The sequence below is a fragment of the Pseudogracilibacillus sp. SO10305 genome (assembly GCF_037072005.1).
GTDB lineage: Bacteria > Bacillota > Bacilli > Bacillales > Amphibacillaceae > Pseudogracilibacillus > Pseudogracilibacillus intestinigallinarum.
This window is the reverse complement of the sequence record NZ_JAXHDE010000001.1, coordinates 291,611-306,245: the sequence shown is the minus strand read 5'-3', so window position 1 is coordinate 306,245 and position 14,635 is coordinate 291,611. Positions and strand designations below refer to the sequence as shown.

14 protein-coding genes are annotated in these 14,635 nt (G+C 34.2%); 12 read left to right on the top strand and 2 right to left on the bottom strand.

Going from position 1 to position 14,635, the window contains the following annotated elements:
• Positions 1 to 35 precede the first annotated feature (35 nt).
• Positions 36 to 1,049 (top strand): SepM family pheromone-processing serine protease, encoded by a 1,014-nt coding sequence (locus SPD45_RS01580; protein ID WP_336265829.1) that lies wholly within the window; start codon positions 36 to 38, stop codon positions 1,047 to 1,049.
• Here the strand turns inward: SPD45_RS01580 and SPD45_RS01575 are convergent.
• Entirely contained in the window at positions 1,046 to 2,245 is a 1,200-nt protein-coding gene (locus SPD45_RS01575; protein ID WP_336265828.1) for a nucleotidyltransferase, read from the bottom strand. The two genes, SPD45_RS01580 and SPD45_RS01575, sit on opposite strands and share 4 nt — an antisense overlap.
• Before the next feature lie 132 nt (positions 2,246 to 2,377).
• On the opposite strand from SPD45_RS01575, the gene SPD45_RS01570 reads away from it, so the two are divergent.
• From SPD45_RS01570 to SPD45_RS01560, 3 genes are all read left to right on the top strand, one after another.
• Positions 2,378 to 2,914 (top strand): YceD family protein, encoded by a 537-nt coding sequence (locus tag SPD45_RS01570; protein WP_336265827.1) that lies wholly within the window; start codon positions 2,378 to 2,380, stop codon positions 2,912 to 2,914.
• Between the two features lie 91 nt (positions 2,915 to 3,005).
• Positions 3,006 to 3,179, top strand: coding sequence for a 50S ribosomal protein L32 (gene rpmF, locus SPD45_RS01565; RefSeq protein ID WP_336265826.1), 174 nt, complete (start codon positions 3,006 to 3,008; stop codon positions 3,177 to 3,179).
• 173 nt (positions 3,180 to 3,352) lie between these two features.
• Positions 3,353 to 4,105, top strand: coding sequence for an enoyl-CoA hydratase/isomerase family protein (locus tag SPD45_RS01560; RefSeq protein ID WP_336265825.1), 753 nt, complete (start codon positions 3,353 to 3,355; stop codon positions 4,103 to 4,105).
• 108 nt (positions 4,106 to 4,213) lie between these two features.
• Here the strand turns inward: SPD45_RS01560 and SPD45_RS01555 are convergent, their stop codons facing one another.
• Positions 4,214 to 4,753, bottom strand: coding sequence for an N-acetyltransferase (locus tag SPD45_RS01555; protein WP_336265824.1), 540 nt, complete (start codon positions 4,751 to 4,753; stop codon positions 4,214 to 4,216).
• Positions 4,754 to 5,012: 259 nt separating this feature from the next.
• Between SPD45_RS01555 and SPD45_RS01550 the strand changes: the two genes are divergently transcribed.
• From SPD45_RS01550 to SPD45_RS01515, 8 genes are all read left to right on the top strand, one after another.
• Positions 5,013 to 5,903 carry a 2-dehydropantoate 2-reductase gene (locus tag SPD45_RS01550; protein ID WP_336265823.1) on the top strand — a complete coding sequence of 297 codons (891 nt, stop codon included), beginning with the start codon at positions 5,013 to 5,015 and terminating at the stop codon, positions 5,901 to 5,903.
• Positions 5,893 to 6,273, top strand: coding sequence for a DUF3397 domain-containing protein (locus tag SPD45_RS01545; RefSeq protein ID WP_336265822.1), 381 nt, complete (start codon positions 5,893 to 5,895; stop codon positions 6,271 to 6,273). Before SPD45_RS01550 ends, SPD45_RS01545 begins: the two co-directional genes overlap by 11 nt.
• Positions 6,274 to 6,357: 84 nt before the next feature.
• Positions 6,358 to 7,986, top strand: coding sequence for a bacillithiol biosynthesis cysteine-adding enzyme BshC (gene bshC / locus SPD45_RS01540; protein WP_336265821.1), 1,629 nt, complete (start codon positions 6,358 to 6,360; stop codon positions 7,984 to 7,986).
• A 256-nt stretch (positions 7,987 to 8,242) separates the two neighbouring features.
• On the top strand, positions 8,243 to 8,674 hold the full coding sequence (gene mraZ, locus SPD45_RS01535) for a division/cell wall cluster transcriptional repressor MraZ (RefSeq protein ID WP_336265820.1): 432 nt from the start codon (positions 8,243 to 8,245) through the stop codon (positions 8,672 to 8,674).
• 15 nt (positions 8,675 to 8,689) lie between these two features.
• Positions 8,690 to 9,667, top strand: a complete 978-nt coding sequence (gene rsmH, locus SPD45_RS01530; RefSeq protein ID WP_336265819.1) for a 16S rRNA (cytosine(1402)-N(4))-methyltransferase RsmH — start codon at positions 8,690 to 8,692, stop codon at positions 9,665 to 9,667.
• A complete protein-coding gene (gene ftsL / locus SPD45_RS01525; protein WP_336265818.1) occupies positions 9,667 to 10,041 on the top strand; it encodes a cell division protein FtsL in 375 nt (124 codons plus the stop codon). The genes rsmH and ftsL overlap by 1 nt, the downstream gene beginning before the upstream one ends.
• Positions 10,042 to 10,057: 16 nt before the next feature.
• Positions 10,058 to 12,211, top strand: a complete 2,154-nt coding sequence (locus SPD45_RS01520; RefSeq protein WP_336265817.1) for a penicillin-binding transpeptidase domain-containing protein — start codon at positions 10,058 to 10,060, stop codon at positions 12,209 to 12,211.
• Between the two features lie 472 nt (positions 12,212 to 12,683).
• On the top strand, positions 12,684 to 14,627 hold the full coding sequence (locus tag SPD45_RS01515; RefSeq protein WP_336265816.1) for a stage V sporulation protein D: 1,944 nt from the start codon (positions 12,684 to 12,686) through the stop codon (positions 14,625 to 14,627).
• The last annotated feature ends 8 nt before the right edge of the window (positions 14,628 to 14,635 follow it).

Sequence of the window (14,635 nt, the reverse complement as noted above, 5' to 3'; positions counted from 1 at the left end):
CATAAATAAAATTGTAGAAGGTGAAGAATATACCTATGAAAAAAATGAATCGAAGAATATATAGTACCTTAATCTTATTACTAGTAATAGGATTTTTATTTACATTTCGCTTACCATTCTATGTGCAACAACCTGGGTCGGCAGATGGTTTATCAGAAATGGTAGATGTAACGGATGGATATAATAGTGAAGGCGAATTTCATTTAGTAACAGTAAGTGGTTTTCAACCAACGATATTTGATTATGTTATTGCTTCTTTTTTACCATACAGGGATATTTCACCGATTGAAGATATTATTCCAGAAGGAACGACAGACGAAGAATATCGACATTATCAATTAATGTTAATGGACGGCTCTAAAAATGCTTCCTTAGTTGTGGCGTATAAGGCCGCTAATAAGCATGTAAAAGAAAAGAATAATGGGGTATATGTCGTCCGAATAGTGGAAAATATGCCGGCAGAAGATAAATTGGAGATGGGGGACCGAATTATCCAAGTCGACGATATTGAAGTAATGGAATCGAATGATTTAGTTGATTACGTTCAAAATAAAATTGCAGGAGATATACTGCATATTACGTTTGAGCGAGATGGAGAAATTTTAGAGGAAAATGTAGAGGTGGAACAGTTTACAGATAAAGAGGGGGTTGGAATTGGTATCCAATTAGTAACAGACATTAAAGTAGAAGTGGATCCTGAAGTATTTGTTGATAGTGGTTCTATCGGTGGACCTAGTGCAGGTTTAATGTTTTCGTTAGAGTTATACAATCAATTAGTTGAAGAGGATATAACGAAAGGAAAACAAATTGCTGGTACTGGTGAAATTGATTCGAAAGGGAATGTATTAAGGATCGGTGGTGTAGATAAGAAAGTTGTTGCAGCACATAAAAAGAATATGGAAATATTTTTTGCACCGAATGAAAAAGGTCGAGAAGACTCTAATTATAATATTGCAAAAGAAACCGCAGCAGAAATTGGAACAGATATGAAAATAGTTCCGGTTGATACGTTTCAAGATGCATTGGATTATTTAGAGCAACTCGACTAAAGGATAAGTGGTAATTGAAACTCTTGTTTTCTTAATGATTCCCTAATTTTCGGAGAGAATATGGAATAATACACATTTGTTGTTTTTTCATCTAGGTATAGCAATGAAGCTGTTTTTTTATTTAAATTAGATATAATTGGTATATTAAGCTGTTTTTTAATTTGCCGTATATACTGTTGTCCGGTTTGATTCATACCTAATAAGCGGATGTATGGAATTGGTTCAGATATAAAGGTATCAATTTCTTGTTTTGTTGTATTCGTTAAAATATGTGTGCACATTCTTTGTATTCTAGCGGTCGTATATCGATTTGTACGTATTGCATCAACAAAGTGCTCAAAGTTATTTGCTTTATGTATATATTTTTTAAGTCGATGTTCGATTCCTTCATCAACTGAATGGAGTTCCTGTAGTGCTTTCGTTTCTGTTGTAATTAATTTATAATATAAATAAGGGAAATAAGCTTCCCAACTATGCCACGTATTAGTAATCGTTTTATATGTGTGTAATGCATCAAATGAAGCGGGTGGTATTGTTTGCTTTACTTCATTCAGTCCATTTGTTCGTAATGCACTTTTACGAATGCTCGTAGCACTTGCAATAGTATGTTCAATCGATTCATCATGATAATGGTTATGCAATCGTTGAATGGCAACAGGTTCAATTGGCAAGTTGTTTTTTAAAATTGTTTTAATATAATGAAACCCTAATATGTTATTTGGTTGTTTCATATCAATCATATCCATGCCGATTGCCTCATATCCTTTTTCTGTTGCTTTTGGATAGGAAAGACCTTTTTGAATATGCTTTCTTAATGTAGCTGAAAACAGAGACTCATGAAGGATATATTGTGTAACGGCTTTGTTCATGGCATTCGTATCACCAGACTCACTACCAAAACAAATATGTGCAACATTTAGTGCATGTAAGATTTGCACAGCTCCTTGTGCAAATAAATTACTACTTTGCACAGCATATGCATAAGGTAATTCTACAACGATATCCACACCAGATTGAAGTGCGGCTTTCGTTCGGTGATGCTTATCGATAAATGCAGGTTCGCCTCTTTGGAGAAAAGAACCACTCATCACTGCAATAATGATAGAAGCATCTGTTTTTTTTCTCGCTTCTTCCACGTGATGAACATGACCATTATGGAATGGATTGTATTCAACAATAAGGCCACAAGCCTTCATTTCATTCCCTCCAATCTATTTGCTTTTATTATTGTACCAAAAATATTCAAAAAGCAACAATGATTTTTAGCGAAAAGGTTGACAAAAACCGTTTTTCCTTTTAAAATACTCTTGTTGCCTTGAGGTGATAAAATGAAATTTTCAGCAGTAGAAATGCAACAAAAAGCAGCGATGGAACCATTTGTTTTCCATGGGGAAGTAGATGTATCATCGTTAGCAACATCGACTAATAATGATATTAGACAAATTGATCCTGTTTTTATTAAAGGGATGTGTACAGTTGATCGGCAAGAATTGATTTTCTCTTTTTCGATAGAGGGGAAAATGATTTTACCGTGTGCACGAACATTGGTAGACGTTCCATATGCATTTAAATTTGATGTAACAGAAGTTTTCTCTACAGCACTTGTGTTAGGGGAAGAAGATGAGGAAGATGAAGTACATCTTGTTACAGACGATATGATCGATTTAACTCCATTAATTGAAGAACAAATTTTACTGAAAATGCCATTTCGGGTATTTTCAGAAGAAGAAGCTTTAGATGGAGGAGAAGGTTGGACATATTATTTAGAAGAGGAACGGATCGAAGAAGAAAAAAGTAAAATTGATCCTCGTTTGGCGAAATTAAAAGATCTTTTTCAAAACAGTGATCAAAATGACTCAGAATAAGTGTGCTCCTATTTTTTAGAAAAAAGGGCAACTTACATTCTTTAGTTTATCATATTATGAAGATTGGAATTCCTTAAAGGAGGTGTTCGTCGTGGCAGTACCTAAGAGAAGAACTTCAAAGAAAGTTACGAACCAACGTCGTACGCATAAAAAACTTCATGTACCTGGATTAGTGGAATGTTCAAACTGTGGTGAATACACAAAACCTCACCATGTTTGTAAAGAATGTGGACATTATGACGGGAAAGAAGTAGTTGAAAACTAAATTTCGTTTCTAACGAGAAAAATGAGATATTTGGCTTTGTTCCATAAACGCGGTAACGCTTTTATATAGAACAACAAATATCTCATTTTTTATTTATGTAGGAAATCGTTTATAATGGCAGAATGAGATATGTTAAGATAGTACATAATGATATTGTAAACGGAGAGATATATGTGGAGAAACTTGTGTTATATGAAGAAACAGAATATGGTATTTTAACTTTAAATCGCCCAAATAAGCGCAATGCCATTTCACGAAAAATGGCGCAACAATTAGACGAAATATTGGACGATATACAACAACGTCCAATTAAATTTCTTCTCATTCGAAGTGTAGGTGCCGGTGTTTTTTGTGCTGGTGGAGACTTAACAGAATTACACGGAGATTTAACTGAAGAAGATGCATATGAAGCTTTGCATATAATGAAAACGGTTTTACATAAAATATTAACATTTCCAGTGCCGACGATCTGTTTATTACAAGGAAATGCACTCGGAGGCGGTTGTGAATTAGCGACAGCATGTGATTTTAGACTTGTGAAGGAAGATACGACATTTGGTTTTGTTCAATCGAATTTAGGTATATTACCTGGTTGGGGTGGTGGAGCCATTTTATACAAAAAGGTTGCGAAAAATTTTGCGTTTCAGTGGCTAACGAAAGGTTCAATTTATGGTGCATCCTATTTATATGAGAAAGGGTGGATCCATTCGATTATAAAGAAGAAGGACTGGGAAAATGTAGATACGTACTTACAACCTTATATATCAAAATCCTATGATCAAATGTGTTTTTTAAAGGCACAGTTTTTAGAAGCGTTAGATGTGGATGAATTATATGAAGCGATGGATCGGGAATCGAGTCGTGCAGCGAAATTATGGCCATCTGAACACCATCAACAAGCAGTGAATGCATTTTTGCAAAGATAGAGGATATTTCGAACATCGGATTATAATTTACTTGAGCATTAAATAAACGGTAATGTTTATACGTTCATAAACATTACCGTTTTTGTACGTGGGGGATTTACCCACTATTTATTTCTTTTCAGCTTTTTTTGTTGTTTCTTTCTTTTGAGCAGGTTTTTCTGCACCTAAACGGCTCGGTGGTTGGATTGCTTCTTTAACTCCTTCAGGCATCCAAATATACGGGTTTTCACCGAAGTCTCGTTCAATATTATATGATGCAGATTCAAAGTCCATCTTTTCCCAAAACTCATTTGCTTTAATAAATGGGTTCGTTTTTATCGGCACATTAAAACTTTTGGCGAAATCTACTAACATTTTTGCATAACCTTGGTTACGATAATCTGGTAGCACTTCTAATTTCCATAAGACATAATAATCTTGTGGAGGATTGAAGTAATGATCATACTCCTTTGAACGCTCATAAAGACTCATTCGGGCAACAAGCGTGTTACCATAATAAATCCCATAAAATGGTGATTTACTATCGTTTTCAATCATTTCATTTTGCAAGTCTTCTAACATCGATAATTCTTGTGCTCCATATTGTTGAAATTGTTTGAAGTCTTCTAACGTTTTATAATTAATTAATAATCTTTCTACCTTTACCATGATAACGCTTCCTTTCTATTGTGTAATTTTTTCTTTATCATATTTTATATATCTATCTCTATATACAATTATAATACAATTTTGTTTATATTGAAAACTTCTAATTATACAAAATGATATAAATGTATAATATGTTAAGATAAGATATATTTATCTCTTCTCACTTTTATATAAAGCGGTATATAATGTAATATGTTATTAAGAGCTAGAAATAGTTCATTTAAATGTATGTTATTGAATAGGAATGTGAGGTGTGAGCATGAATATAGGGATAGTTGGCGGTGGTTCGATAGGTTTATTATTATGTGGTTATATAAGTGAGCAGCATGATGTTACTTTATATGTCCGAAGAGACGAACAAAAAAATGCATTACTTGAACATGGTGTTCAATTATATGAACAATCAACCTTTAAAAGAAATGTTCAACCACATATCTCGCTCATCGAACATATGACAACTCATGATTGTTTATTTATTTGTGTCAAACAGCCAGAAATTCCCTATTTGGTTCAACTTCTTATTTCTACTCCTTCGAATATGCCTATTATATTTTTGCAAAATGGCATGGGACATATTGATCGAATAAAACAACTTCCACATCCAACGTATGTTGGGGTTGTTGAACATGGGGCAAGCCGTATGAAGGATGTTCAAGTGAATCATTTAGGGAGAGGTAAAATTGTTTTAGCTACATTCAATGGAAATAAAGAAAAGGCAGAGCAATTGGTACAAGGTTTACATCAAGCAACATTTCCGTTTCAATTGGCAAGTGATTGGCAAACTTTATTAGCGAATAAACTAATTGTAAATGCCGTTATTAATCCATTAACAGCATTGTTTGATGTGCCAAATGGAGATATTATAGAAAATCCACATATACATTCGATTGCACGAAGGTTGTGTGAGGAAGTTTCAGGTGCATTGCAATTAAATACCGAACATAGTTGGGAGCTTGTTTGCATGATTGCGAACAATACTAAGCATAATACATCTTCTATGCGTGCAGATGTTTTAGCAATACGTGAAACAGAAATTGAAGCGATGAATGGATATATTGCAAAAATAGATCCAACACTTCATTTAAATTATTGGATATACACTAGTATATTAGCCTTAACAGAAAGAGGAAGGAATTACGATGTTAGATAAATTAGTCCACTATTTACCAGTTATTATTATTGTAAGTCCGATCGTATTTACAATTATTTTATACCAAGGAAATAAATTATTATATAAACATCGCTGGAGAGCGATTCATTTTATGGTGCAAATAAGTGCTTATATATATCTATTTGCAGTGACATATATGTTGGAAAGACTTGTGCCGTTTACAATTACTGGATATATCGTTATTGTGATTTTAGTCGTTTTAGCAATATTACTTATCCGTCAATGGAAAAAAGATACTGAGGTTGTATTAAGTAAGGCGTTAAGAATGTTATCACGCATATTATTTTTACTATGTTTCGTTTTATATATCGTTTTAGTGGTAGTAGAATTCGTACGACTGTTTTCATAACACTTATAAACAGATTCCATGAAAAGATATATCATTTGAAGTACAATACATAGGAATAGACTATAAAAGGAGATATCGGACGAAATGTTAGTTCAATCTATCCAATTAAATAAAAAGAATCAATTGATAAATGAGTATCGTAAGGAACAAGATTTCGTTACGGAATATTTTGACTATAAACCTTTTACAGAAGTAAAAGAACGTGCAGCATATGTACAACAAATAAAGAGAGATCGTAAAAAGCTTGTAGACGTTTTACATAACATGAATCGAAATTGGGACGCACCGGAAAGTACACTAAAACAAATTAAACGTTTAAATGATGAAGCGAGTGTAGTTGTAATCGGCGGTCAACAGGCAGGTTTATTAACCGGACCATTATATTCTTTAAATAAACTTATTTCTGTTTATCGATTTGCTAAAGAACAAGAGAAATTACTAGGTGTTCCTGTCATTCCAATATTTTGGATTGCAGGGGAGGATCATGACTTTGATGAAATCAATCATATTTATACCGTCCGTGATAAAAGAATAAAGAAACATATGACTAAACAACAAGAATGGATAAAGAAATCCGTTTCCTCTATTCCGTTAGATAAACAAAAAACAGCGAATTGGTTACGAGATGCATTTTTGGATTTACATGAAACATCTTATACGAAAGAATTATATACAAAAATGGAAAATTGTTTAGAGCGTGCACAAACATTTGTTGATTTCTTTGCACTCATTATTTTTGAATTGTTTAAAGAAGAAGGTATTGTCCTCGTTGATTCGGGAAACGAACAGTTACGTCAACTAGAAGGAGAACATTTTACAAACATATTCGAGCAAAGTGAACAAATTGCTGAAGATGTCTATGAGGCCGTACAAACATTACAACAGCAAGGTTATAATGTACCATTGGAAGTTGAAAGAGATGATGTCCATCTGTTTTATCACGATGAACATGGTGAGCGCATACTGTTGAAACGTGAGGCAAATGAATTTGTTGGAAAAAATGGGGAAGTAAAATTAACGAAAGAAGCATTGTTACATATTGCTCAAACAACACCAGAAAAATTAAGCAATAATGTAATTACAAGACCGATCATGCAAGAATTACTTTTTCCTACGCTTGCATTTATTGCAGGGGATGGAGAAATTAGTTATTGGGCAGCATTAAAGAAGGCGTTCCATACATTAGGGGAAAAAATGCCACCAGTTGTTCCAAGATTGTCTTTTACGTATGTTCCTAAGCGTACGGAAAAGCTTTTAGAACAAAGAGTCATCCAAGTAGAGGAGGCAATTCGTGAAGGTGTGTCACAAAAGAAAATGCAATGGTTAATGGCACAAACGCATGCACCAACAGAATACCTTTTTGAAGAAGCAAAATTAAGTTTAGAAAAAATTCATGCACCATTACAAGAAATGGCAGAGAATATTGCACCGGATTTACATGAAGCATCGAAAACAAATATTCATCTAATGATGGAACAATTATCATTTTTGGAACGTAAAACGATGCAGACGATTCGTGAACAACATGACGAGGCAATAGGCCAATTTGAAGAATTGGATTTAGTATTACATCCGAACGGTGGATTACAAGAACGTGTGTATAGCCCACTCTTTTTGTTAAACGAGTATGGTGAAAGTTGGATACAGCAAATAAATCAATTATCCTCTATTCCATTTACAGAAGATCATTTTGCCGTATATTTTATGGGATAGAGTTATCCACATTATATGAAATATTAAAACTTTAATAAAAAACCCTGTTCTGTAGCGTTAGAAGCGCGAAGGAACAGGGTTTTTTATGCGGAAAATTAATGGAGAACGGTTTATTTATGTGATATATTGTTTATTTTTTAAAAGGATTTATAAGGATAAATAGCCCATTTTTATAAAAAGGGGAAAAAATGTGGAAAACATGTGGAGGAAAGTGGGGGATTGTGGTAGAATAATCACATGGAAGGGTTGAATAGATATGTTTATGGGAGAATACCAACATAACATTGATATAAAAGGTCGTATGATCGTTCCCGCGAAGTTTCGTGAGGGGCTCGGGGATTCTTTTGTCTTAACTCGTGGGTTAGACAACTGTCTATTCGTTTACCCGATGGATGAATGGAAAGTTTTGGAGGATAAATTAAAGCAACTTCCATTAACGAAGAAAGATGCAAGACAGTTCACAAGGTTTTTCTTTTCTGGTGCTGTCGAATGTGAAATTGATAAACAGGGAAGAATAAATATACCTGCAACATTACGTACATATAGCAAACTGGAAAAAGAATGTATTGTAATAGGTGTTTCAAATCGAATTGAAATTTGGTCGAAAGATGTTTGGGAAGATTATTTTGAAGCATCTGAAGAGTCATTCGAAGATATTGCAGAAAACTTATTAGATTTTGATATATAGAAGTAGGTGTATAAGATGACACATATTGAACATGAAAGTGTGTTAAATAATGAAGTAATTGATTCATTGCAAATAAAGCCAGATGGTATTTATGTGGACTGTACATTAGGTCGTGCTGGACATACATTTGAAATAGCATCTCGTTTAAATGAAAAAGGGAAAATAATCGGTTTTGACCAAGATGAGGCTGCCATACGTGCTGCGAGTGAAAAGTTAAAAGATTTTTTCCCATTACTACTTCATCAAAATTTTCGACAACTAGAAACAGCTTTACAAGAGAAAGAAATTGGCCAAGTAGATGGTATTTTATTCGATTTAGGTGTATCTTCACCTCAATTTGATCAAGGTGATAGAGGGTTTAGTTACCGCTATGATGCTGAATTAGATATGCGCATGGATCAACGTCAATCATTGACAGCGAAAGATATCATAAATGAATGGCCGTATGAACAGTTAGTAAAGATGTTTTTTGTATATGGTGAGGAGAAATTTTCAAAGCAAATTGCCAGAAACATTGAAAAGAGAAGAGAATCCACACCAATTGAAACGACATTTGACTTGGTTGATATCATAAAGGAGTCTATTCCAGCAGCTGCAAGGCGTAAGGGAGGACACCCGGCAAAAAGGATTTTCCAAGCATTACGAATAGAAGTCAATGACGAGTTGAAAAGTTTCAATGATGCTTTACATCAGGCAGCAAAGTCGGTACGGATTGGTGGAAGAATCGCTGTCATCACTTTCCATTCATTAGAAGACCGACTATGTAAACAGGCATTTAAAAAATGGTCGACAGAAAAGCCTGTACCTAGAGGGTTACCGATCGTTCCAGAAGAATTTGCTGCACCATTCAAATTAATTACACGAAAGCCAATTATTCCAACAGAGGAAGAAATTACAAGAAATCGAAGGGCAAGATCAGCAAAATTAAGAGTAGTTGAAAAAGTGAAGGAATGGGATGATTCCTTTATATATGAAGAAGGGTGGCGGAAATAATGCAATCAAATCATGCGAGAAGTTGGCAAAGAGACTACATAGAAAGACAACAGCAACAACAGAAAAAGGTTGTAAAAAAAGTTAAAAAACGTAAAATATTAACTAAAGGTGAAAAAATTATTTATACATTCTTTAGTATGGTCGTTTTAATTGCAGCTATTTATATTGTGTCATTTGCTTCTACAACAGATGGTTTAAATCGTGATATTCAAAAATTAGAAAGTGAAGTTCAGCAACATAAAGTTGTAAACAAAGATTTAGCATTTGAAATTAGTGAGTTAAGTAAACCAGAAAGAATTACAAAAATCGCTAAAGAAAATGGATTAAAAATCCAAGAGGCAAAAGTGAAACGAGTACTAACGACGAATGATTAAGTCAGGATGAATCAAGATGAAAAAAAATAAACGTACAAATATCGTTTCAAAATTAGTTTTATTATTTTTTGTTCTCGCTTTTTTAGTTATTACAGGTAGATTTTTATACATACAAGTAAGCGGGGAAGTTAAGGACCAAAACTTAAAACAGTTAGCGAAAGAAACACGTGAAATAAGCTTTCAATTAGAAGCGGAGCGTGGAAAGATACACGATAGCAATGGGATGATTTTAGCATATAATCGCCCAACATATCGTGTTTTTGCTATATTAGATGAAGATCGTAAAACACGGACGAATGCACCAGACCATATTGTGGATAGTGCAGACACTGCAAAAAAATTAAGTAGTGTACTAGATATTGACGAAAGTGAAATAAAAGAAAAAATCGATGAAGGTAAGGAAAAAGGGCGTTTCCAAATTGAATTTGGAACGAAAGGGAGAAAACTTCCACAAGAAAAGAAAGAAGAAATTGAAGAACTTAAATTACCTGGTATACATTTCTTAGAAGATTCTATTCGCTATTACCCGAATGGCATGTTCGCCTCTCATATTTTAGGTTTTGCCCGTCAAAACGAAGAAGATGAAACAGCAGGAGTAACGGGAATTGAAAAAGAGATGAATGAATCTTTAAGTGGAAAGAACGGGTATATTTACTATCATAGAGATAGTTATGGGAATAAATTATTAAATCCAAATGAAGTTGTTCAAAAAGCAGAAAATGGCCATGATATTTATTTAACGATTGATCAAAAGGTACAAACGCTATTGGAAGATGTATTATCTCAAGTAGATGAACAATATGAACCTGAGAAAATTATGGCCGTTGTAATGAATCCAAAAACAGGGGAAATTGTTGCGATGAGTAATCGTCCAAGTTTTAACCCGAATGACCCTGGAAAGGTAAAAAATTGGTATAATGACGTCATTTCTTCTCCGTTTGAACAAGGGTCTACAATGAAAATATTTACGTGGGCTGCAGCTATGGAAGAAGGAGTATACGACGGTAAGGAAAAATTCAAATCAGGAAAATATATTATTAATGAAAAAGTAAGAGCAATTAGTGACCATAACGATGGAAAGGGATGGGGGAAAATTTCGTATGATACGGGATTCCGTCGTTCTTCCAATGTTGCTTCTTCAAAATTAGTTTGGGAGAAGATGGACCCAGATGATTTTCTGAAGTATTTAAAGGATTTTGATTTCGATAAACCGACAAACATCGACTTACCGAGTGAAAGCCAAGGTAAAATATTATTCGATTGGCCAGCTGAGAAATTAACGACCTCGTTTGGACAAGGAAGTACAACGACGGCGATGCAGTTAATTAAAGCAGCAAGTGCTATTGCGAATGAGGGAAACATGATGCAACCTTATATCATTAAAAAGGTAGTTGATTCAAATACTGGAGAAGTAATGGAAGAAAATAATCCATCTGTAGTCGGTCAACCGGTTTCGGCGGAGACGGCAAATAAAATGATGGACTTAATGGCCTCAGTAGTTAACTCTAAAGATGGTACAGGGAAAAATTACCGTTTGAAAGATTATACTGTTGCTGGAAAAACAGGTACCGCACAAATTCCAGATCCAGATGGTGACGGTTATTTACCTGGAAAATCGAACAATATGTATTCCTTTGTTGGAGTCGCACCGAAAGATGATCCGCAATTATTAATGTATGTTGCAGTAAAACAACCAAAATTAAGAGGGGATGAAACAGGGTCAGAACCTGTTGCATTCATATTTAATAATGTGGTAGAAAATGGTCTTCATTATTTAAATATTGAACCTGACAAAGAATCAGATGATGATTCTAATGAACATACGAGAACGATGCCACAAGTCAGCGACAAAACAGTGAAAGAAGCAACAAAGGATTTAGAAAATATATCAGATAATATAACTGTCGTCGGGGATGGAAAAAAGGTAGTTGCTGTTAATATCAATGAGGATGAGGAAGTTGTTCATGGACAACATATTATGCTCATTACAGATAAACCAACGATACCTGATTTAAAAGGGTGGTCTAGCAGAGATGTTTATGAACTAGGTACATTGCTAGAAATCGATGTGAAAGTAAAAGGAAATGGTTTTGTGACAAAACAAAACATTAAAAAAGGAACAAAGATTGACAAAAATGTAACATTAGAAGTTGATTTAAAGAAACCATAAATAAATGTGAAAATGAAATAGATTTGTCATCATGTGAAAACAAATTTAAACATAAGGAGCACCTCTGTAAGTTAATGAGTTGATACTTTAACTTGCTCATAGGTGCTCTTTTTGTATGTTTAAATGTAATGAAAGGAGATTGAAAGAACAGCATCATAGACCCATACATAAGAAACTTCAGTAATATTTTGTTGAAGGTAGGTTTTCTGTTGCACTTGATTTTGACCAGTCTTGTTTTTTGATTGTGTAATAAACGATGTTAGTAGTTTCAAAGAACCGGAGGTAAAATTTGAACACACCTTGATGCACTTGAACATATGCTTAAAATATTTGAATATAGAACGACATTTGTGACTAGTTAACTCGAGTGACCTATCTATCTGTTTTTTTATGTTTTATAGGAGAGACTTCTATTCAATTACTCCCATTCATATAGTAGGTGTAAGTTTTATATCGATAGGAGTGACAATAATTGAAGTTTATATCGACGTCTATAACAAAAAAACGCATCATTTTTATTGCTAGTGGTTTTACATTATTGTTTATATTCATGATTGCTCGCTTATTATATGTTCAATTATTTATGAGTGACGAAATTAAAGAAAAAGCATTACAAACATGGTTGCGTGATATTCCTTATGCAGCAGAACGAGGTCATATTTTAGACAGAAATGGGAAAGAAATTGTTCGTAATGTGTATAGTCCAACATTATTATTAATTCCGGCACAAATAAAAAATAAAGAAGAAGCAGCGAAAGAGATTGCATCAATTGTAAATATGTCTGAGGAAAAAGCGTATGAATATGTCACGAAACAAGCAATGAATGTAATCGTTCATCCTGAAGGAAGAAAACTATCTGAGGAACAAGTGACCGCTATCCAAGCATTAAGAATGGATGGAGTTTACATTGCTAAAGATACGAAGCGACATTATCCATTCGGCAAACAATTAGCTCATATTACTGGTTTTGTAGGCATTGATAATGACGGGTTAACAGGATTAGAATTACAATACGATGATAAATTGCAAGGGAAAAATGGCGCATTATCTTATTTTTCCGATGCGAAAGGCAATCGGATTGCATATAAAAATGATTTTTACAATAAACCAATTAACGGAAATCATCTTGTGACGACAATTGATATGCAAATTCAACAAATCGTCGAAAAAGAATTAGATAAAGCATCACTTTTATACAATCCAGACCAAATGATAGCGATTGTCGTTGATCCAAACAATGGGGAGGTGCTATCAATGGCATCTAGGCCAGATTTTCATCCGAGCCAATTCCAACAAGTACCCCAAAGTGTATACAATCGGAATTTACCAATATGGAGTACTTATGAACCTGGTTCAACATTTAAAATTATTACTTTAGCGGCTGCTCTTGAGGAAGAAAAAATGGATCTGGAAAAAGACACCTTTTTTGATCGAGGAAGTATTAAGGTGGCTGGAGCTAATCTTAGATGTTGGAAAGCAGGGGGACATAAAGAACAATCGATGTTAGAAGTCGTTGAAAATTCGTGTAACCCTGGATTTGTTCATATTGGACAATTGTTAGGAAAAGAAAAGTTATTTGAATACATTCGTGCATTTGGTTTTGGAGAGAAAACAGGGATCGATTTATCTGGAGAAGGGACTGGTATTTTATTTAAGGAAGAAAATGTTGGTCCAGTAGAACTTGCTACCACCTCCTTTGGACAAGGTGTATCAGTAACGCCGATACAACAAGTGATGGCAGTTTCTGCTGCGGTTAATGGTGGAGTTTTATATGAACCATATTTTGCTAGGCAATGGATCGATCCCGAAACGAAAGAAGTTATTGCTACACATAAACCTGTAAAAAAACGTCGTGTTCTTTCAGAAGATACATCAAAACATGTTCGGGAAGCATTAGAAAGTGTAGTTGCTAATGGGACAGGTCGACCAGCATATGTAGAAGGATATCGTGTTGGTGGAAAAACAGGAACCGCACAAAAAGTAGGAAAAGATGGCGCATATATGAAGGATAATTATATTTTATCTTTTATTGGTTTTGCACCAGCAGATGAACCAGAAGTAGTTGTATATGTTGCAGTTGATAACCCTAAAAACACGGTACAATTTGGTGGGGTTGTTACAGCACCTATTGTTGGAAATATTATTGAAGAGAGTTTGAGTTTACGTAATATCGAAAAAAGAAAAGGAGCATTACCGAAAGAATACACATGGCCAGATGTACCGAAAGTGGAAGTGCCAAATCTAATCGGTGAGAAGAAAGCAGATATATTGAAACGACAAGAAGATTTTAAAATTGATCTTCACGGGAATGGTACGTACATTATTGATCAAGCACCAGATCCTGGAGTGAAGGTAGAAAGTGGAAGTACATTAAAAGTTTATCTTTCTCGTTCTTATGATCGTGAAAACAACTAAATTCTGCT

Bases quoted from the DNA above. Each gene is read 5' to 3' on its own strand.
- SPD45_RS01520 (WP_336265817.1), top strand. From the start codon at position 10,058: ATGAAAAAAAATAAACGTACAAATATCGTTTCAAAATTAGTTTTATTA.
- SPD45_RS01570 (WP_336265827.1), top strand. From the start codon at position 2,378: ATGAAATTTTCAGCAGTAGAAATGCAACAAAAAGCAGCGATGGAACCA.
- rsmH (WP_336265819.1), top strand. From the start codon at position 8,690: ATGACACATATTGAACATGAAAGTGTGTTAAATAATGAAGTAATTGAT.
- SPD45_RS01580 (WP_336265829.1), top strand. From the start codon at position 36: ATGAAAAAAATGAATCGAAGAATATATAGTACCTTAATCTTATTACTA.
- SPD45_RS01550 (WP_336265823.1), top strand. From the start codon at position 5,013: ATGAATATAGGGATAGTTGGCGGTGGTTCGATAGGTTTATTATTATGT.
- SPD45_RS01545 (WP_336265822.1), top strand. From the start codon at position 5,893: ATGTTAGATAAATTAGTCCACTATTTACCAGTTATTATTATTGTAAGT.
- mraZ (WP_336265820.1), top strand. From the start codon at position 8,243: ATGTTTATGGGAGAATACCAACATAACATTGATATAAAAGGTCGTATG.
- ftsL (WP_336265818.1), top strand. From the start codon at position 9,667: ATGCAATCAAATCATGCGAGAAGTTGGCAAAGAGACTACATAGAAAGA.
- bshC (WP_336265821.1), top strand. From the start codon at position 6,358: ATGTTAGTTCAATCTATCCAATTAAATAAAAAGAATCAATTGATAAAT.
- SPD45_RS01555 (WP_336265824.1), bottom strand. From the start codon at position 4,753: ATGGTAAAGGTAGAAAGATTATTAATTAATTATAAAACGTTAGAAGAC.
- SPD45_RS01575 (WP_336265828.1), bottom strand. From the start codon at position 2,245: ATGAAGGCTTGTGGCCTTATTGTTGAATACAATCCATTCCATAATGGT.